Source organism: Amycolatopsis sp. cmx-8-4 (assembly GCF_046548675.1).
In the GTDB taxonomy this organism is placed as follows: domain Bacteria; phylum Actinomycetota; class Actinomycetes; order Mycobacteriales; family Pseudonocardiaceae; genus Amycolatopsis.
The window spans coordinates 327,143-345,710 of record NZ_JAEBDZ010000006.1; the positions used below are offsets into that span (position 1 = coordinate 327,143).

Consider the following 18,568-nt stretch of genomic DNA (forward strand, 5'->3'; position numbering starts at 1 on the left):
GTGTCCTCCACCTGCCGGAACAGCGTGCCAACCACCGCCGACTCGGCTACGGTCGAACGGACCTGACACGGGGAGTGGGCAAGTGACGATCGAATTCCGCGACGTGACCAAGCAGTATCCCGATGGGACGGTCGCCGTCGACAAGCTGAACCTGACGGTCGAGGACGGCACGATCACCGTGTTCGTCGGCCCGTCCGGCTGCGGCAAGACGACGTCGCTGCGGATGATCAACCGGATGATCGAGCCCACCGGCGGCCAGGTGCTGCTGGACGGCAAGGACGTCGCCGAGGGCGACCCGGCGCTGCTGCGCCGCGGCATCGGCTACGTCATCCAGCACGCCGGCCTCTTTCCACATAGGACTGTCCTGGACAACATCGCCACCGTGCCCCTGCTGTCGGGCTGGGACAAGGCGAAGGCGCGCAAGCGGGCGGCCGAGCTGCTCGAGACCATCGGCCTGCCGGTCGAGGTCGGCAAGCGGTACCCGGCCCAGCTCTCGGGTGGCCAGCAGCAGCGCGTCGGCGTCGCCCGCGCGCTCGCCGCGGACTCGCCGGTGCTGCTGATGGACGAGCCGTTCTCCGCGGTCGACCCGGTGGTGCGCGAAGGCCTGCAGGACGAGCTGCTGCGGCTGCAGTCGCAGCTGGGCAAGACCATCGTGTTCGTCACGCACGACATCGACGAGGCCGTCCGGCTCGGCGACAAGGTCGCGGTGCTGCGGGTCGGCGGCAAGCTCGCCCAGTACGGCACCCCCGCCGACGTCCTGCGCCACCCGGTGGACGACTTCGTCTCGTCGTTCGTCGGCCGCGACCGCGGCTACCGCGGCCTGTCGTTCCTCTCCGCCGACGGCGTCGAGATCAAGGACCTCGAGCTGGTCGAGATCGGCTCTTCGGTGCCGGCGAGCGACGGCTGGCGCCTGGTCGTCAACGCCGAGAAGCAGCCGCGCGGCTGGCTGCCGCCGAACTCCACAGTGGACGGCGAACTGTCCGAAGACGACCTCGTCGCCGGTGGTTCCCTGTGGATCCGCGGCACCCCGATCCGCGGCGCGCTCGACGCCGCGCTGTCGTCGCCCGCCAGCCTCGGCGTGGTCGTCGACGACGATCACCGCGTGCTCGGCGGCGTGCTCGCTCGGCAAGTGCTCGATGTGATCGAGGCGACCCCGCAGGCGTCATGAGCTTCTTCGACGAGCTCGGGACCTACCTGGGCAGCGGCAACAACCGCGAGCAGATCCTCGGCGACCTCGGCGACCACATCTACCTCGCACTGCTCCCGCTGGTCATCGGCATCGTGCTGGCGATCGCGGCCGGCTGGTTCGGCCACCGCTGGGCGCCCGCGCGGTCGGTGCTCATGGTGCTGGCCAACCTGCTCTACACGATCCCGTCGCTCGCGCTGTTCGTCGTCATCCCCGGCCTGATCGGGTCGAAGATCCTGGACAGCATCAACGTCGTCGTCGCGCTGACGATCTACACCACCGCGCTGCTGGTCCGCCCGGTGCTCGACGCGCTGGACGCGGTGGCGCCGTCGGTGATCGCCGCGGCCACCGCCGTCGGCTACAAGCCGGTGCGCAAGTTCTTCGCCGTCGAGCTGCCGCTGGCGGTCCCGGTCCTCGCGGCCGGCGTGCGGGTGGCGTCGGTCAGCAACATCAGCCTGGTCAGCGTCGGCGCGCTGATCGGCACCGGCGGCCTCGGCGTGCTGTTCACCGACGGCTTCCAGCGTGAGTACTTCTCGCCGATCGTCGTCGGCATCGTGCTGACGCTGGTGCTCGCCCTGGTCGTCGACCTGCTGCTCGTCGGCCTGCGGAACCTGCTGACACCCTGGGAACGCGCCGGGAACACGGGGGTGGCCGTCGCATGATCACCGATCTCTTCCACTGGTTCGGCGACCCGGCGCACTGGTCCGGCCCGGACGGCATCCCGCAGCGGCTGCTGGAGCACCTCGGCTACACGGTGCTGGCGCTGGTGATCTCGCTCGTGATCGCCGTCCCGCTGGGACTGTTCGTCGGCCACACCGGACGCGGCGGCGTCGCGTTGGTGAGCGTCGGCAACGCGATCCGCGCGCTGCCGACGCTGGGTCTCGTCACGTTCCTCTTCCTGCTCTTCACCGAGAGCGTCACCTCGACGATCATCGGCCTGGTCGTGCTGGCCGTGCCGCCGATCCTGGCCGGCACGTACGCCGGGCTGCAGGCGACCGACCACGGTGTCGTCGACGCCGCCGAGGGCGTCGGGATGACCGGCTGGCAGCGGCTCTGGAAGGTCGAGGTGCCGATCTCGCTGCCGCTGGTCCTGGGCGGTATCCGCAACGCCGTGCTGCAGCTCGTGGCGACCGCCGCGGTGGCCGCGTACGTCGGACTCGGTGGCCTGGGCCGGTTCCTGCTCGACGGACTGGCCATTTTGGACTATTCGGAGGTGATCGCCGGCGCGCTGCTCACCACGCTGCTGGCGATCGTGCTCGACGTCCTGTTCGCACTGCTGAACCGCGCGCTGGTGCCCAAGGGTGTCCGGCTGGCGACGGCCGCGGCGACCGGCAAGAAGGTGACCGCGTGAAACGGCTGGCTCTCCTCGCCGCTGCCGCGCTGCTGGTCGCGGGCTGTGGCAACCCGCTGGCGGGTGGTGGCGAGGGCGGCTCGAACGGCGACATCATCATCGGCGCGTCCGACGTCGGCGAAAGCCTGCTGCTGGCCCAGATCTACGCCGGGGCGCTGAAGAACGCCGGGGCCATGAACGTCACCGTGCGGCCACCGGTCGGCAGCCGCGAGGTCGTCGTCAAGGCGCTGCAGGACAAGTCGCTGTCGGTCGTGCCGGACTACAGCGGGAACCTGTTGCGGTACTTCGACAAGGACACCCAGGCCACGAAGCCGGAAGACGTCTACACGCAGCTGAAGGCCAAGGTGCCCGCCGGGTTCGAGGTGCTGGACCAGGCGCCGGCCGAGGACAAGGACCTGCTCGTCGTCGGCAAGCAGCTGGCGGATTCCGGCGTCAAGACGTTCTCCGACCTGGGAAAGCGCTGCAAGGACCTGGTGTTCGGCGGGCCGGGCCAGTGGAGCAGCCGCTGGAAGGACAAGATCAAGACGCTCTACGGCTGCGAGTTCAAGGAGATCCGGACCACCGACACCGGCGGCCCGGTGACGGTGGCGGCGCTCAAGTCCGGCGACGTCCAGGTCGCGGACCTGTTCAGCACGTCGTCGACGATCGCCGCGAACGGGTTCGTGCCGCTCACCGACGACAAGAACATGTTCCCGGCGCAGAACATCGTGCCGCTCATCGCCAAGGGAACGCTGTCGGAGCAGGAAGCCGCGGCGCTGAACCGCGTGTCGGCGGCGCTGACCACCGACCAGCTCACTCAGCTGAACGTCGAGTTCACCGAGGAGAAGCGCAACCCCCTCGACATCGCCGAAGACTTCCTGGCCCGCAACAACCTCAAGTCCTAGCTATCGCCGCTTCGCGCACGTCGTGGAGGTGGATGAGCAGGTCGTAGGACCGCGCGAGCGCGATGTCCGCCGGGTCGACGGGGAACGCCGTCCCGATGTCGTACGTCGGGCGGGGGACGTCCAGCCAGGCGCGGGCCACGGCCGGGGCGGTCCGGAGGTCGAGGTAGTAGTCCTGGTAGCGGACCCGGTCGAGGGTGTCCTCGTTCGATCCGGGGCCGGCGGCGCCGACGGTGAACTTCCGCCAGGTGCCGGCCTCGTCCTGTGACAGGAACGAACCGCGGTCGAAGGTGAAGCCGGTGGCGACGTAGTTCGCGCCCAGCGTTTCGTGCAGGAACGAGCCCTGCGTCTTGGGGTACCGCGCGGGATCACCGGAGGCGTAGCCGACGTGGCCGTTGTGGGCGGACAGCAGGATCTTGGCGCCGGTGTGGCGTTGCCACCACACGACGTTCTGCGCCATCACCTCGTCGCGGAAGCGCTGGGACGTCGCCACCGAGGCCGGATCGGCGAGGTCGATCGTGAGGAACTTCGTGGTCTGGGCGATGGACCGGGCGTTCTGCGCCGCCCAGTCGTCGCCGAAGCTCTGCACCAGCTCGAGGGCCTCCTGGGCCTGGGCCGCGAGCCGCTGCCGCTCCGCGAGCGGCTTGGCGACGTAGGCGAAGACGTCGTCGATCGGGCGCAGGCCGGTGTAGAGCTCGTTGAGCCGGGCCAGCGACTCGGGGTGGGTCCGCTGGACGTAGCCGGTCACCCGGCCGAAGAACGCGTCGTCGAGCGTCGGGGCGCCGAGGTCGTCGCCGAGGAAGTGGACGGGCCGGGTGGGGTGAGCGCGGTTGTAGCCGCGCATCCACTCGATGAGGTGGACGAACTCCTCGCGGTCCCACGGCGAGCCGGCGAGCGCGGCCTTGGCGACCGTGCGCGCGTCACCGGTGCCGGTCCGGAGGAACTCGTCGATCTTGAGGCCCGCGGACCAGCTCACTTCGAGGGCGAAGGTGGTGAAGCCCTTCTGCTCCACGAGGTAACGGAAGAGCCGCTCCTTCATGGCGAAGAACTCGTGCGAGCCGTGGGTCGCCTCGCCGAGGCCGGTCACCTGGGCGTCGCCGATCATCGCGCCCAGGGCCCGCAGGTCGGCGGTGTCCCGGCCGGGTTCGTTGGTGCGCAGGGGATGCGCCGCCTGCGTCAGCGCGCGGACGGGGCCGGGCTGGGCCGCTTCGGCGGTCGCCGGGGCGAAGAGCGTCCCGGTCGCGATGGCCGCGACGGCGAGGACGGCCGTGGTTTTCCGGTTCCTGGTCATGGAAAGGATCCTGGCCGGGGCCCGGACTCCGCACCCTGGGGCCGGCCGCCGACTTCGGGGTAGCGCAGGCGCTACCCCCGGTCAGTGGTCGAGGGCCAGCCGGACGCCGAGGCCGATGAAGATGCCGCCGGTGGCGACCTCCAGGCGCTGCCGGGCCTTGCGCTTGCGGCGCAGCCGGCCGCCGATGCGGCCGGCGAGGACGCCGACGGCGCCGTCGACGAGGAACTCGAACACGATCATGATCGTGCCGAGGATCGCGAACTGCAGCCCGATGCGCCCGAGCGCGGGGTCGACGAACTGCGGGAGGAACGCGATGGTGAAGGTGACCATCTTCGGGTTCAGCAGGTTGGTCAGCAGCCCGGAGAGGTAGGCGCGCTTGGTGCTGGGCGAGGTGTCGTCAGGGAGGCTCCGGCGCTTCCGGATAGTCTGGACGCCGAGGTAGATGAGGTAAGCGGCACCGACGACCCGCACGACGGTGAAGGCGACGGGCACGGCGGCGAACAGCGCGGCCAGCCCGGCCGCGGCGACGGCGACGTGGATCGCCTCGCTGGTGGCGACCCCCGCGGTGGCGAGCAGCCCGGCGCGCGGACCGCCGCGCATGCCGCAGCCGAGGACGAACAGCATGTCCGGCCCCGGCACGACCATCGCGATCATGGTGGTGACGACGAAGGCCAGCAGGAGGTGCGGGTCGACGAGCATGGGCCGATCCTGACACGCGGTCCGCGCCCGGCGAACCCCTTTTCCACGGAGCTCGAGCCCAAAGCAGCCCCCGCCCTTTCTTGCAGGGTTCCGGCAAAAGTCGCCACCCGGCGGCACGGCGAGGACGAGAACGGCCAACACGGCGACCGGAACGGCCAACACGGCGACGTCGAACCGCGCGCTGTGGACAACGGCGGCCGTCAGGCGCGTAAGGCGGCTGCCACCTGGCCCGCGGCCTCGATGCCTTCCTCCGGCGGCTCCTCCGGCAGCGGCAGCAGGACCACCGAGCCGCTGCCGGCTTCGTGCAGGGCGCGGACGCGGGCCACGCACGAGGCCAGGTCGCCGCAGACGGCCAGCTGCTCGATCCAGTCCGGACGCAGGCCCGCCGCCAGTTCGTCCACTGTGGACGCCGAGTCCACCAGCGCCAGCAGCTCGTCGGCGAACGGCAGGTCCTGGACCTGCACCCGCGCGCCCGGCGTCAGCGACTCCGCCACCGTCAGCCGCGCCCGTTCGGGGTCGCCCAGGGCCAGCCAGTTGTACGTCACCACCGTGTGGCTCGCCGGGGCGCCGTCCCGCTCGCGTCCCGGAGCGATGGCCGCCAGCGCCGAGCGGACGTACTCCGGCGGGGACGGCTCGGCGAGGATCGTGCCGTCCGCCGTCGCGCCCGCGATCGCCAGCGACTTCGGCCGGCGGACGCCCGCCACCAGGGGCGGCGGCGACGCCGGCGGGAACACCAGCTCCACCTCGTCCAGCGAGACGTACCGCCCGGACACCGAGACCCGGTCGCCCGCCAGCAGGCGCCGGACCGCGCCGAGCGTCTCCTCCAGCGCCGCGAGCGGGGACGCCGGGTAGGCGCCGATCTGCTTCATCCACGACGGCACGCCGTGGCCGAAGCCGGCCCGGGTGCAGCTCCGCCAGCGCCGCGAGCTCCATCGCCGCGATCGCCGGGTTGCGCGCCACCACCGGCATCACGCCGATGCCGACCTTGATCGTCGACGTCGTCTCCAGCGCGGTGGCGACCGTCGCGATCCCGGCCGCCCAGAAGCAGTCCTCGACCAGCCACAGCTCGTCGAGCCCGGCCGCTTCGGCCTGTCGCGCCAGCTCACGCAGCCGGGACGGCGGCTGCTCGCGGTTGATCCGGACACCGACCGACGAACGGGGTGCGTACATGCGTGCGGGCTCCTGTTCAGATGCGGGAAAAGGCCGGCGCGTAGGTGAACGCGCCCTGGTGCGTAGCTTGGTACGCCGCGAGCGTGCGGACCTGGAAGTGCTCGGCCCACCCCGGTTCCGGCGGCGTGACGCCGAGCGTCGCCGCGAGGACGAACCCGAAGCGCGAGTAGCAGGCCGGGTCGCCGAGCAGCACGACGAGGCCGTAGCCCAGGGCGTCCGCCGCGCCGAGCACCGTGTGCACCAGCGCCGAACCGACGCCGTCGCGGTGGTGCGCGGGCCGCACGCCGAGCGGGCCGAGGCCGACCGAGACGCCGGTGTCGTCGCCGAGCCGCGCCGGGCTGCAGCAGACGTGCCCGACGACCTCGCCGTCGCGGACCGCGACGAACGACAACGCGCCGATCAGGTCCCCGTCGGCCCGCAGGTCGTCGACGAGCGGGGCTTCGACGGGAGTGACGCCCGGTTCGCGGCGGAAGGCTTCGGCGTGCACCGAGTGGACGGCGGCCTGGTCACCGGGGGACTCGCGGCGGATGAGCATGACCGTCAGCATGCCGTGGGACGCGGTTCGGTGCGACGCAGTTTTCCGGCCGGCTTTGGCAGGGGACCGTTCGAGTGGGCGGTCTTCGCGGTGACCGTCCTGGGGGCACCGCCTCGTCGCGAACGGCACCACGACGAAGGTGACCAGCCCGGGCACGGGCTCACCGAACGTCCTGCTCTACACGGGCACCGGCACCACCCCGCCGCCGGCGACCTGCGGCACCGTCACCAACGGCACCCGGACGTTGCGCGTCCACGACGTCGCGTCGGCCGACACCGGGCGCATCGGCACCTGGTCGCTGACCGTCTGACCGGCCCCGCCCGCGACGAAGGCCCCCGCACACGGTGGTGCGGGGGCCTTCGCCGTGGTCAAGCGATCAGTCGAACGCCTTCGAGATCAGCGCCTTCTGCTCCACCTCGTGGACCTTCGACGAGCCGGCCGACGGCGCCGCCATCGGGCGGCGCGACACGACCTGCAGGCCCGAGAGGACCTCTGGGAACTTCCGGGGCAGGTTCAGGCCGAAGAACGGCCACCCACCCTGGTTTTCCGGCTCCTCCTGGACCCACGCGACCTGCGTCGCGTTGGTGTAGCGCTCCAGGGCCGCCAGCAGCTTCTTCTTCGGCAGCGGGTAGTACTGCTCGATCCGCACGATCGCGACGTCGTCCGCCTCGCGCTTCGTCCGCTCCGCCACCAGCTCCCAGTACAGCTTCCCGGAGGTCAGCAGCACCTTGCGGACCTTCGCCGGGTCCGGCGTCACGTCGTCGATGACCGACATGAACCGGGACTGGCCGGTGAAGTCGGCGGTCGCCGACGTCGCGGCCTTGTTGCGCAGCATCGACTTCGGCGTGAAGACGACCAACGGGCGCTGGATGCCGTCGAGGGCGTGCCGGCGCAGCAGGTGGAAGTAGTTCGCCGGGGTGGAGGGCACCGCGACGGTCATCGAGCCTTCGGCGCACAGCGCCAGGAAGCGCTCGATGCGGCCGGAGGTATGGTCCGGGCCCTGGCCCTCGTGGCCGTGCGGCAGCAGCAGCACGACGTCGGAGCGCTGGCCCCACTTCGCCTCGCCCGAGGAGATGTACTCGTCGATGACGGTCTGCGCGCCGTTGACGAAGTCACCGAACTGCGCTTCCCACATCACCAGCGACTCGGGGTTCGCCACCGAGTAGCCGTACTCGAAGCCGACGGCCGCGTACTCCGACAGCGCCGAGTCGTAGATCATCACGCGGCCCTGGCCTTCGGCCAGGTTCTGCAGCGGCGAGTACTCCCGGCCGGTCTTGCGGTCGATGAACACCGAGTGCCGCTGGGTGAACGTGCCGCGCCGCGAGTCCTGGCCGGACAGCCGGATGAGCCGGCCTTCCAGCGCGAGCGACCCGAACGCCAGCAGCTCGCCGAACGCCCAGTCGATGTCGCCTTCGCGCGACATCTTGTGGCGGCGCTCCATGACCGGCTTGACGCGCGGGTGCGGCGTGAAGCCCTCCGGCACGTTCACGAAGGCGTCGCCGATGTGCTCGAGCGTCTCGCTGCTGATCGACGTCGTCACCTTCGCCGGGACCTGCTGCTCCTCCTCGACGGAGGGGCTCGCCTTCGCCGGGTGCTTCTCCAGCTCGCGGACCTCGTTGAAGACGTGCTCCAGCTGGCTCGAGAAGTCGCGCAGCGCGGCCTCGGCCTCCTCGACGGAGATGTCACCGCGGCCGATCAGCGACTCGGTGTAGCCCTTCCGGACCGAGCGCTTCGTGTCGATGATGTCGTACATCGCCGGCTGCGTCATCGAGGGGTCGTCGCCCTCGTTGTGGCCGCGGCGGCGGTAGCAGATCAGGTCGATCACGACGTCCTTGTGGAACGCCTGCCGGTACTCGACGGCCAGCTTGGCCACCCAGTGCGCGGCCTCCGGGTCGTCCCCGTTCACGTGGAAGATCGGCGAGCCGATCATCTTCGCGACGTCGGTGGCGTACTGGCTGGAGCGCGAGTGCTCCGGCGCGGTCGTGAAGCCGACCTGGTTGTTGACGATCACGTGCACGGTGCCGCCGGTGCGGTACCCGCGCAGCAGCGACAGGTTCAGCGTCTCGGCGACGACGCCCTGGCCCGCGAAGGCCGCGTCACCGTGCATCAGGACCGGCAGCACGGTGTAACCCTCGCCACCCTTGTCCAGGAGGTCCTGCTTCGCGCGGACGATGCCCTCGAGCACCGGGTCCACGGTCTCCAGGTGCGACGGGTTCGCCGTCAGCGACACCTTCGTCTCGCCGTCGCCGAACATCCGGAAGTACTTGCCCTCGGCGCCGAGGTGGTACTTCACGTCACCGGAGCCGTGCGCCTGGCCCGGGTCGAGGTTGCCCTCGAACTCCTGGAAGATCTGCGAGATCGGCTTGCCGACGATGTTGGCCAGCACGTTGAGCCGGCCGCGGTGCGGCATGCCGATGACGACCTCGTCGAGCTCGTGCTCGGCGGCCTTGTCCAGCAGGGTGTCGAGCAGCGGGATCGCCGTCTCGCCGCCTTCGAGGCTGAACCGCTTCTGGCCGACGTACTTGGTCTGCAGGAACGTCTCGAACGCCTCGGCGGCGTTCAGCTTCGAGAGCACGTACTTCTGGACCGCGGGGTCCGGCTTCTCGTGCGGGATCTCGACGCGCTCCTGGATCCAGCGGCGCTCCTCGGGGTCGAGGATGTGCGTGTACTCGATGCCGACCGTGCGGCAGTACGAGTTGCGCAGCACGCCGAGGATGTCGCGCAGCTTCATCCGCTCCTGGCCGGCGAAGCCGCCGACCGGGAACTCGCGGTCCAGGTCCCACAGGGTGAGGCCGTGGCTCAGCACGTCGAGGTCGGCGTGGCTGCGCTGACGGTAGTTCAGCGGGTCCGTGTCGGCCATCAGGTGACCGCGCATCCGGAACGCGTCGATCAGCTCGATCACGCGGGCGGTCTTGTCGACCGGGCCCTCGGGGATGTCGGCGACCCAGCGGATCGGCTCGTACGGCAGGCGCAGGCTGGTGAAGACGTCGTCGTAGAAGCCGTCTTCGCCGAGCAGCAGCTGGTGGATGCGCTTGAGGAACTCGCCGGACTCCGCACCCTGGATGATGCGGTGGTCGTAGGTCGAGGTCAGCGTCATGATCTTGCTGATGCCGAGGTCGACCAGCGTCTTCTCGCTGGTGCCCTCGAACGCCGCCGGGTACTGCATGGCGCCGACGCCGATGATCGCACCCTGGCCGGCCTGCAGGCGCGGCACCGAGTGGTTGGTGCCGATGCCGCCCGGGTTGGTCAGCGAGATGGTGGTGCCGGCGAAGTCGTCCGCGGTCAGCTTGTTGTTGCGGGCCTTCTTGACGATGTCCTCGTAGGCCTGCCAGAACTGCAGGAACGACATGTCCCCGACGTTCTTGACCGAGGCCACGACGAGGTTGCGGGAGCCGTCCTTGCCCTTCATGTCGATGGCGAGCCCGAAGTTGACGTGCTCCGGCGTGATCGCGAACGGCTTGCCGTCGATCTGCTGGTAGTGCCGGTTCAGGTTCGGGTAGTCCTTCAGCGCCCGCACCATGGCGAAGCCGATGAGGTGTGTGAAGGAGATCTTGCCACCGCGGGTGCGCTTGAGGTGGTTGTTGATGACGATGCGGTTGTCGGCCATCAGCTTCGCCGGGACCGCGCGCACGCTGGTCGCGGTCGGCACGGACAGCGACGCGTCCATGTTCTTGGCGATCGCCGCCGCGGCGCCCCGGAGCTGCTTCGACTCCGGTTCGTCCTTGGCCTGCGGCTTCACCTCGGTCTTGGCCGGGCTGGTCGACGCGGCCTTCGACGCGGTCTTCGAGGCGCTCGCCGCGTTCGCGGCGGGCTTCGGAGCCGGCTTGGCGGGCGCGGTGGTGGTGGTGGCGGGCGTCGACGTCTGCTTGGCCGCGGACTCCGCGTTCTGCACCGCCTTCGTCGACGGCGCCGTGGCCTGTCCGTTGGTCGCGGACTTGGCGCCGGCCTGCTGCTGCCGGGCGTTGTCCGCCTTGGTCTGAGCGTTCTGCGTCGGCTTGAAGTCCGCGAAGAAGTCGTGCCACGCGGCATCGACTGAAGATGGGTCAGCGAGGAACTGGTCGTACATCTCTTCGACCAGCCACTCGTTGGGGCCGAACTGTGACGCAGGGCTGCTGCTGGACACGGCTTGGGCTCGCCTCTATCCGTCTCGATCTCGATCTTGAATCCGTTGATGCGCCTACCAGGCTAACCCCCTCGATGAGTGCGATGTGATGGAACCGGCCTGTGTGAGGCGTGGCGCACTAGGGCATCGGTCACTGACACGATCAAGATGTGCTAAGAGAACCTTAAGCAGTGGACCGGGTACACGGTTTTCGCCAGGGTTGGCCGGCTCGTCGCCAGGCGCTCCGCCGCCGTTCACCCCGGCCGGTTCTGCTGGGTGGATGTGGCTGGTCGAATGTCCGTCGTTCTGGGACCAGGGCCTGGTCAGGCCGCTGGTCACCGAGTCCGGCGCGGTCGTGCTGCGGTGCGATTCGTGCGCGGCCGTGTGGCCGACCGTGGCCGACTTCGAGGAGCAGGAGCACGTCGAACCCGATGAGCCGGACTGGCGGGTCGGCGCCGGCGTGCACGTCCGGCCGGGGACGTTCCGCTGGGCCGCGCGCCCGGACGTCGAGGCCGCGGGGCTGGGTGCGCTGAACTGGCGGGCGCTGCCTTAACCGTCGGCGTCGATGGCCCGCGCTAGGTCTTCGGGGAGCTCGTACGGCGGCTCGTGCGGGACGAGTTTCACGGCCTTGTGCAGCTCGTAGTCCCGCAGGTGCTGGTGGATCTGCCGCATCACCGGCGTGACGTCGGTGATGGCGGTGATCCACTCGTCGACGTAGCGGTCGACGGCCTCGCCGCTCAGGCCGACCTGGATCGCCCGGAAGTTCTGCGCCTGGTGGTTGAGGTCACGTTCGGGATCCCACTGGATCCGGACGGGGCTGGTCTTGACCTGTGCTTCCCAGGCCGCTTTCTCCTGGTCGCGGCCGGGGTGGCTCAGCGCGGAGTGGGCCAGGGCCCACTCGAAGCCGTCGCGGGTGATGTCGATCGCCAGGACGACCTCCTGCCCGGGCTTGGTCCCGTAGCCGCACCGGTAGGCCATCCACCGGAACGACGGCTTGATCCACGTCATCCGGTCCCGCTTGAACGGCGCGACGAACGTCTGCTTCGCCAGCGCCGGCTCGGCGATCCCGGGAGAGTAGGCCTGGTAGACCCGGACGGTGGTCTCGGTCTGCACGGCGCGGATCTGCCGGTCGGGCGCCCGCTGTTGTTCGAACATCCCGCCATGCTCCCAGCGCCCGCCCACCCCCGCGAGGTCGTTTCCGCCGGGCGAACCCGCAACTCGCGTGATTCCCGACGTAAGTCGGGTGATCGGGGCCGTGACTCGCGTGATCGGGGCCGGAACTCGCGAGTTACGGGTCCAGTCACGCGAGTCACGGGCTCAGTCACGCGAGTGACGGGTCAGCCGAGGGACCAGAGACGGGCGTAGTAGCTTTCCGCGGCCAGGAGCTCTTCGTGGGTTCCGGTTTCGACGATCCGGCCGTGGTCGAGGACCACGATGCGGTCGGCGCGGGCCGCCGTCGCCAGGCGGTGGGCGACGACGAACGTCGTGCGGCGGCGGGCCAGGTGCTCGGTCGCGCGCAGGACCGCGGCCTCCGTGGACGGGTCCAGGGCGGCCGTCGCCTCGTCGAGCAGCAGGACGTCCGGGTCCACCAGCTCCGCCCGGGCCAGCGCCACCAGCTGACGCTGCCCCGCCGACAGCGACCGCCCGCGCTCGCCCACCGGTTGCAGGAACCCGGCCGACAGCGCCGCGACGCCGTCGAGCGCGCCCACCGCGCGGACCGCGGCCTCGACCTCGGCGTCCGTCGCCGCCGGGCGGCCGTACCGGACGTTGTCCGCCACCGTGCCGGAGAACAGGTGCGCCTCCTGCGGCACCACGCCCATCCGGTGCCGCAGGCCGGCGAGCTCGTACTCGCGGACGTCGGTGCCGTCGATCCGGACCGTGCCGCCCGTGGCGTCGTAGAAGCGGGCGACCAGCTTCACCGCCGTCGACTTCCCCGCGCCGGTGGCGCCGACCAGCGCGATCGTCTCCCCGGCCGCGACGTCCAGCGAGAACTGCGCCAGCGCCTTCGCCTCCGTGCCCGCGTAGGCGAAGTCGACCTCCTTGAAGCTGACCTCGCCGCGCAGCCGCTCCGGGATCGCCAGCGGGTGTTCCGCCGGCGGGACGGACGTCGGCGTCCGCAGCAGGTCGCCGATCCGGTTCAGGCCGACGCGGGCCTGCTGGTAGCCGTCGAACACCGAGGACAGCTGCTGGATCGGGGAGAAGAACTGCTGCAGGTACAGCAGGAACCCGAGCAGCACGCCGGCCGACAGGGTCCCGGCCGACACGCGGTTCGCCCCCGCGACCAGCACCGTGGTCGTCGCCAGGTCGGACATCAGCGCGACCAGCGGGAAGTAGGTCGCCACGTACCGCTGGGCCCGCAGCCGCGAGCGGCGGTAGTCGTCACTGCGTGACGCGAACGCCTCGGCGGAACGCTCTTCGCGGGTGTAGGCCTGGGCGACGCGCAGGCCGCTCATGTTCTCCTGCATGTCCGCGTTGACCAGGCTGACCCGCTCGCGGGCCTCGTTGTAGGCCTTCGACGCCGCCCGCCGGAAGATCACCGTCGCGACGGCCAGCACCGGCACCATCGCCAGCGCGTACAACGCCAGCCCGGCGTCGGTGACCAGCAGCGCCACCGTGATCCCGGCCAGCGTCAGCGCGCTGACCACGGCGGTGGCCAGCCCGGTCTGCAGGAACGTCGAAAGCGCGTCGACGTCCGTCGTCATCCGGGTCATGATCTTCCCGGACAGCTCCCGCTCGTAGTAGTCGAGCCCGAGCCGCTGCAGGTGCGCGTAGCTGCGGACGCGCAGCGCGTACAGCACCGTCTCGCCGACGCGCGAGGTCAGCCGGGTCTGCGCGAGCACCACCACCCAGTCGGCCGCGATCACCGCGGCGCCGATCCCGGCGGCGAGCCAGATCATCCACTCCACGCCGGTGCGGACGCCGTGGTCGACGCCGAACTGGTAGAGCCCCGGCAGCGCGATCGAGGCCAGCGCGTCCGCCGCGACCAGCCCGATCACCACCGCGAGCGACCAGCGGACCGGCCGCAGCAGCCCGGCCAGCCGGAACCGTGGGTCGGGCGCCGTGACGTCCACATCGGACAGCCGGGGCTCGTCGGTGGCCGGCGGCAGCTTGCGGACGCCTTCGATCAGCTCCGGGGTCGGCGGCAGGTCGAGACCGCCACCACCCGGGCCCGCGAAGCCGCTGCTGTTCGGGTTGGCGCGGCGCTGCTGCGCGGCTTCGGCCAGGTGGTCGACCTCGTCCTTGCTCTCGTCACGCGGCCAGAGCGCCGCGGTGACGCCGGCCGGGCCGCGGTCGAGGCCTTCGCAGCGCACCTTCTCCTCGACGCCGTCACCCGGGCCCGCGACCAGCTCGCGGAACAGCGGGCAGCGCGCCATCAGCTCGGTCTCGGTGCCGACGTCGACGACGTGGCCGTCGTCGAGCACCGCGATCCGGTCGGCCAGCGCGAGGGTGGAGCGCCGGTGCGCGATCAGCAGGGTCGTGCGGCTCGCCGTGACGGAGCGCAGCGTGTCGTGGATCGCCGCCTCGGTGACGGTGTCGATGGCCGACGTCGCGTCGTCGAGGACCAGGATCCGCGGGTCGGTGATCAGCGCCCGCGCCAGCCCGAGCCGCTGCCGCTGGCCGCCCGAAAGGGTCAGGCCGCGCTCGCCGACCAGGGTTTCGTAGCCCTCCGGCAGCTCGCGGATGAACTCGTCGGCCTCCGCCGCGCGCGCCGCCGCGACGATCTCCTCGTCACTCGCGTCGGGCCGGCCGTAGGCGATGTTGTCGCGGATCGAGGAGGAGAACAGGAACGCCTCCTCGAACACGACGCCGATCGCCTGGCGCAGCTGCCGCAGCGGCACGTCCCGGACGTCGAGCCCGCCAACGCGGATCGCGCCCGCGTGCACGTCGTAGAAGCGCGGCAGCAGCAGCGAGATCGTCGACTTTCCGGAGCCGGCGGTGCCGACCAGCGCGAGCGTCTCGCCCGGGTGCGCGGTCACCGAAAGGCCGTCGAGCACCGGTTCGCTGCGGGTGTAGCCGAACCGGACGCCGTCGAGCTCGATGCCGAGCGGGCCCGTCGGCAGCGGGCGCGCGCCGGCGGCGTCGACGACCTCCGGCTGCGCGTCGATCAGCTCGTAGACGCGTTCGGCGCCGGCGCGGGTCAGCTGGGCCTGCACGACCAGGCCGGACAGCATCCGGGCCGGGCCGATCAGGGTGGCGAGGTAGGTCGCGAAGGCGAGGAAGGTGCCGAGCGTGATCGAGCCGTTCAGCGCCAGGACACCGCCGATGCCGAGCACCGCGACCTGGCCCGCGGCGGGCAGCGCGGCCGTGGTCGCCGTCGGCACCGCGGACAGCTTCGCCGCGCGAAGCCGCTCCCCGAACAGCTTGCGCGCCGTGCGCTCCAGGCGGCCGACCTCGCGCGACTCCTGGCCGAAGCCCTTCACGACGCGGACGCCGGTGACGGTCTCCTCCACCTGCTGCGCGACGTCCGCCGCGCGCTGCTGCGCCGACCACGTCGCCGGGAACAGCCGCTTCCGGCTGCGGGTCACGACGATGCCGACCGCGGGCGTGACGACCAGCGCGATCAGCGTCAGCACCGGGGACATCCACAGCATCGCCACGAACGACAGCAGCGCGAAGATCACCGAGCCGAACGACAGCGGGATCTGCATCAGGATCCCGGTGACCAGCTGCAGGTCCGAGATCGCGCGCGAGACGACCTGGCCGGTGCGCAGCGCGTCCTGCTTGCCGCCGTCGAGCCGCGACACCGCGTTGAACACCCGTTGACGCAAGTCGTGCTGGACGTCGAGCGCGAGCTTGCCGCCGAAGTACCGGCGCAGGAACGCGGTGGCGAACGCGACCAGCTGCAACGTCACCAGGACGACCGCGATCCCCGGCAGCGCGCCGGTCTGCCCCGCCACCGCGTCGTCCACCGCCGCGCGCACCAGCAGCGGGCCGGCGGCCTGGACGCCGACGCTCAGCATGGCGGCGACCAGCGACAGCACGACTGTCGCGCGGTGCTCCCACGCCGCGGCGGACAGCCTGCGGACCCAGCCGACGGTCTCGGCAGGTGGGAGCTCTTGACGGGGACGAGTCGGAGCGATGGTCACGTAGCAACACTAAGCGCCGCCACCGACAGAATATTTCCGGAAAGCCGTGAGGGCCCCTTCCCGACGTCGGGAAGGGGCCCTCACGGGATCGCTCGATCAGGTGATGTCGCGCTTCTGGTTGCCCAGCCAGCCGAAGCCGAAGAAGATCATCGTCCACGCGAAGAAGATCAACGCCGACGCCCACCACGAGAGCACACCGGGCGCCGCCGCGGTGTACTGCAGCAGCAGCTGCGCGCCCGTGTTGACGTCGGCGGGCAAGTTGAGCGAGTTGAACCCGAACGCGTCCGCGGCGATGCCGCCGACGATGCCGTTCGCGGTGCCGTTCGGCAGGATCCCGCCCAGGAGGGTCGTCTGGCCCCAGAGCAGGATCACCAGGACGTTCTCCACGATCAGGAACCACACCAGGAACAGCACCACCGCCAGTGGCACGCTGCGCAGCACCGCGCCGAACCCGATGCCGAACAACGTCACCAGCACCGCGGCCAGCACCGTCCCGCCGAGCGCGGCCAGCCACTGGCCCGCCGACGGCCAGCGGCCCGAGTCCACCGACACCATGACGGCGATCGCCGAGACGCCGAAGCTGACCAGGCCGTAGATCGCGCCCCACCCGACGTAGGTGAGCATCTTCGCGGTCAACGCCGAGATCCGGTTCGGCGCGGTCAGGAACGTCGTCGTGATCGTCTTGCTGCGGTACTCGCCGGCGAGCGCGAAGATGCCGAACAGCCCGGGGACGAGCTGCGCGATGTTCACCCCGTGCGCCAGCGCGAGCAGCCCCACCGGCACCTGGTTCGGGTCCAGGCCTATCAACCTGGTGACCTGCCTGGCGTCGCTGTCCGAGCTCAGGAAGTCCGCGAAGTCGTTGGTGATCTTGCCCCACGCGAACGTCAGCCAGAACGCCACCAGCGCCAGCGGGATCAGCAGCACCCACCACGTCTTCAGCGAGAGCGTCTTGCGGAACTCCGCCTTGATCAGGTTCCCCATCACTGCTGCGGACCTCCCCAGCCCTGCGGCGGACCTTGCTGGTACTGCTGTTGTCGCGGCCCCGACGGCGGCCCCTGCGGCGGGTACTGCTGCGGCGGGTACCCGGGCGGCGGCGGCCCCTGGTACTGCGGCTGCGGGGGATAACCCTGGGGGCCACCGCTGAACTGGCCCTGGGTCAGCTGGAAGAACATCCGCTCGAGGTCGGCGTGCTCCTCCTGCATCCCGTAGACGGCGATCCCGGCCTTCGCGGCGAGGTCACCGATCTGCTGGACGCTCGACCCGGCGACCGCGACCCGGCCGTCCGGCGTCGGCGAAACCTGGGTGACGCCGTTCTCCTGCAACGCCTTCACCAGCGCGGCGGCGTCCGCCGGCTGCACCAGCACGCGGGACTGCTGGCCCTTGCGCAGCTGGTCCAGCGACCCGTTGTAGCGCGTCACGCCCTGGCTGATGATGACCACCTGGTCGATCAGCTGCTCGACCTCGTTGAGCAGGTGGCTCGACACCAGCACGGTGCGGCGCTGCTCCCGGGCGTAGGACCGCAGGAAGTTGCGCAGCCAGAGGATGCCCTCCGGGTCCAGGCCGTTCGTCGGCTCGTCGAGCACGAGCACCTGCGGGTCACCCAGCAACGCCGTCGCCAGCGCCAGCCGCTGCCGCATGCCGAGCGAGAACCCGCCCGCTTTCCGGTCGGCGGCGCTGCCCAGGCCGACCAGGCCCAGCACGTCGTCCGCGCGGGTGTCGGGCACCCCGATCGCGGCCGCGTAGACGCGCAGGTGGTTGCGCGCCGTCCGGCTCGGGTGGAAGCCCTCGTTCTCGAGCACCGAGCCCACCACCCGCGCCGGGTTCCCCAGCTGCGAGTGCGGCCGCCCGTTGATCGTCGCCGACCCCGCGGTCGGCGTCACCAGCCCGAGCAGCATGCGGAGCGTCGTCGTCTTGCCGGCGCCGTTCGGGCCCAGGAAGCCCGTCACCGAACCCGGCTCGACCGTGAAACTCAGGTTCTGCACCGCGTTCACCGTGCCGAACTGCTTGCTCAGGTTCTGCACCACAATCCGGCCACTGCCGTCGTGCATACCGTCCCCTTACGTTCCCGCTGATGGGGCGCATCCTGCCCTACTCGGGCGAGACGCGCGCACGGAACGGGCGAACCGGCGGAGAGCGACCTTCGTCACGTTCCGCAACCGGTTCCGGTCATCAGGGGTAGCGGCGGCGAGCGTCTGACCAGAGGGTTTGCTCCCGCGTTCACGGAGCCGCCGGACCGAGTTGATAAAGAATTTGCCAGACTTGCCGA

14 protein-coding genes and 1 pseudogene are annotated in these 18,568 nt (G+C 70.8%); 6 read left to right on the forward strand and 9 right to left on the reverse strand.

The annotated features are described in order from the left end of the window. Positions 1-82: 82 nt before the first annotated feature. From ACLJQZ_RS15530 to ACLJQZ_RS15545, 4 genes are read left to right on the forward strand one after another with little or no spacing between them, the layout of a single operon-like run. Complete coding sequence (locus tag ACLJQZ_RS15530; protein ID WP_247057417.1) at positions 83-1,168, forward strand: ABC transporter ATP-binding protein; 1,086 nt, start codon at positions 83-85, stop codon at positions 1,166-1,168. Next, the gene (locus tag ACLJQZ_RS15535; RefSeq protein WP_328644734.1) at positions 1,165-1,848 is read left to right on the forward strand and encodes an ABC transporter permease; all 684 of its coding nucleotides are present in this window, start codon (positions 1,165-1,167) and stop codon (positions 1,846-1,848) included. The genes ACLJQZ_RS15530 and ACLJQZ_RS15535 overlap by 4 nt, the downstream gene beginning before the upstream one ends. Next, the gene (locus ACLJQZ_RS15540; RefSeq protein ID WP_247057413.1) at positions 1,845-2,537 is read left to right on the forward strand and encodes an ABC transporter permease; all 693 of its coding nucleotides are present in this window, start codon (positions 1,845-1,847) and stop codon (positions 2,535-2,537) included. Before ACLJQZ_RS15535 ends, ACLJQZ_RS15540 begins: the two co-directional genes overlap by 4 nt. After that, a complete protein-coding gene (locus ACLJQZ_RS15545; protein WP_410620677.1) occupies positions 2,534-3,421 on the forward strand; it encodes an ABC transporter substrate-binding protein in 888 nt (295 codons plus the stop codon). Before ACLJQZ_RS15540 ends, ACLJQZ_RS15545 begins: the two co-directional genes overlap by 4 nt. On the opposite strand, the gene ACLJQZ_RS15550 is transcribed toward ACLJQZ_RS15545, so the two are convergent. The 4 genes and pseudogenes from ACLJQZ_RS15550 to ACLJQZ_RS15565 form a co-directional block, all read right to left on the reverse strand. Further along, positions 3,411-4,709 (reverse strand): erythromycin esterase family protein, encoded by a 1,299-nt coding sequence (locus tag ACLJQZ_RS15550; RefSeq protein ID WP_410620678.1) that lies wholly within the window; start codon positions 4,707-4,709, stop codon positions 3,411-3,413. The two genes, ACLJQZ_RS15545 and ACLJQZ_RS15550, sit on opposite strands and share 11 nt — an antisense overlap. Before the next feature lie 81 nt (positions 4,710-4,790). Next, positions 4,791-5,408 (reverse strand): LysE family translocator, encoded by a 618-nt coding sequence (locus ACLJQZ_RS15555; protein WP_410620679.1) that lies wholly within the window; start codon positions 5,406-5,408, stop codon positions 4,791-4,793. A 200-nt stretch (positions 5,409-5,608) separates the two neighbouring features. After that, a pseudogene (locus ACLJQZ_RS15560) lies at positions 5,609-6,578 on the reverse strand (LLM class flavin-dependent oxidoreductase). A gap of 16 nt (positions 6,579-6,594) precedes the next feature. Then, positions 6,595-7,113: a GNAT family N-acetyltransferase gene (locus ACLJQZ_RS15565; RefSeq protein WP_410620680.1), complete on the reverse strand. Its 519-nt coding sequence runs from the start codon at positions 7,111-7,113 to the stop codon at positions 6,595-6,597. A gap of 139 nt (positions 7,114-7,252) precedes the next feature. Between ACLJQZ_RS15565 and ACLJQZ_RS15570 the strand changes: the two genes are divergently transcribed. Then, positions 7,253-7,423 carry a hypothetical protein gene (locus ACLJQZ_RS15570; protein ID WP_410620681.1) on the forward strand — a complete coding sequence of 57 codons (171 nt, stop codon included), beginning with the start codon at positions 7,253-7,255 and terminating at the stop codon, positions 7,421-7,423. A 66-nt stretch (positions 7,424-7,489) separates the two neighbouring features. Here the strand turns inward: ACLJQZ_RS15570 and ACLJQZ_RS15575 are convergent, their stop codons facing one another. Then, on the reverse strand, positions 7,490-11,236 hold the full coding sequence (locus ACLJQZ_RS15575; protein WP_410620682.1) for a multifunctional oxoglutarate decarboxylase/oxoglutarate dehydrogenase thiamine pyrophosphate-binding subunit/dihydrolipoyllysine-residue succinyltransferase subunit: 3,747 nt from the start codon (positions 11,234-11,236) through the stop codon (positions 7,490-7,492). 259 nt (positions 11,237-11,495) lie between these two features. Between ACLJQZ_RS15575 and ACLJQZ_RS15580 the strand changes: the two genes are divergently transcribed. Further along, positions 11,496-11,768 (forward strand): hypothetical protein, encoded by a 273-nt coding sequence (locus ACLJQZ_RS15580; RefSeq protein WP_410620683.1) that lies wholly within the window; start codon positions 11,496-11,498, stop codon positions 11,766-11,768. On the opposite strand, the gene ACLJQZ_RS15585 is transcribed toward ACLJQZ_RS15580, so the two are convergent. The 4 genes from ACLJQZ_RS15585 to ACLJQZ_RS15600 all read right to left on the reverse strand — a co-directional run bounded on the left by ACLJQZ_RS15585 (position 11,765) and on the right by ACLJQZ_RS15600 (position 18,350). Then, the gene (locus tag ACLJQZ_RS15585) at positions 11,765-12,370 is read right to left on the reverse strand and encodes a DUF4291 domain-containing protein (protein ID WP_410620684.1); all 606 of its coding nucleotides are present in this window, start codon (positions 12,368-12,370) and stop codon (positions 11,765-11,767) included. The two genes, ACLJQZ_RS15580 and ACLJQZ_RS15585, sit on opposite strands and share 4 nt — an antisense overlap. A 182-nt stretch (positions 12,371-12,552) precedes the next feature. After that, a complete protein-coding gene (locus ACLJQZ_RS15590; RefSeq protein ID WP_410620685.1) occupies positions 12,553-16,302 on the reverse strand; it encodes an ABC transporter ATP-binding protein in 3,750 nt (1,249 codons plus the stop codon). A 96-nt stretch (positions 16,303-16,398) separates the two neighbouring features. Continuing rightward, positions 16,399-17,283 (reverse strand): ABC transporter permease, encoded by an 885-nt coding sequence (locus tag ACLJQZ_RS15595; RefSeq protein WP_410620686.1) that lies wholly within the window; start codon positions 17,281-17,283, stop codon positions 16,399-16,401. Beyond that, on the reverse strand, positions 17,283-18,350 hold the full coding sequence (locus tag ACLJQZ_RS15600; protein ID WP_410620687.1) for an ABC transporter ATP-binding protein: 1,068 nt from the start codon (positions 18,348-18,350) through the stop codon (positions 17,283-17,285). The genes ACLJQZ_RS15595 and ACLJQZ_RS15600 overlap by 1 nt, the downstream gene beginning before the upstream one ends. Positions 18,351-18,568: the final 218 nt, after the last annotated feature.

Excerpts from the sequence above, each read along its gene's own strand:
- ACLJQZ_RS15600 (WP_410620687.1), bottom strand. The coding sequence starts at position 18,350 with ATGCACGACGGCAGTGGCCGGATTGTGGTGCAGAACCTGAGCAAGCAG.
- ACLJQZ_RS15565 (WP_410620680.1), bottom strand. The coding sequence starts at position 7,113 with ATGCTCATCCGCCGCGAGTCCCCCGGTGACCAGGCCGCCGTCCACTCG.
- ACLJQZ_RS15580 (WP_410620683.1), top strand. The coding sequence starts at position 11,496 with ATGTGGCTGGTCGAATGTCCGTCGTTCTGGGACCAGGGCCTGGTCAGG.
- ACLJQZ_RS15585 (WP_410620684.1), bottom strand. The coding sequence starts at position 12,370 with ATGTTCGAACAACAGCGGGCGCCCGACCGGCAGATCCGCGCCGTGCAG.
- ACLJQZ_RS15550 (WP_410620678.1), bottom strand. The coding sequence starts at position 4,709 with ATGACCAGGAACCGGAAAACCACGGCCGTCCTCGCCGTCGCGGCCATC.
- ACLJQZ_RS15555 (WP_410620679.1), bottom strand. The coding sequence starts at position 5,408 with ATGCTCGTCGACCCGCACCTCCTGCTGGCCTTCGTCGTCACCACCATG.
- ACLJQZ_RS15595 (WP_410620686.1), bottom strand. The coding sequence starts at position 17,283 with ATGGGGAACCTGATCAAGGCGGAGTTCCGCAAGACGCTCTCGCTGAAG.
- ACLJQZ_RS15535 (WP_328644734.1), top strand. The coding sequence starts at position 1,165 with ATGAGCTTCTTCGACGAGCTCGGGACCTACCTGGGCAGCGGCAACAAC.
- ACLJQZ_RS15540 (WP_247057413.1), top strand. The coding sequence starts at position 1,845 with ATGATCACCGATCTCTTCCACTGGTTCGGCGACCCGGCGCACTGGTCC.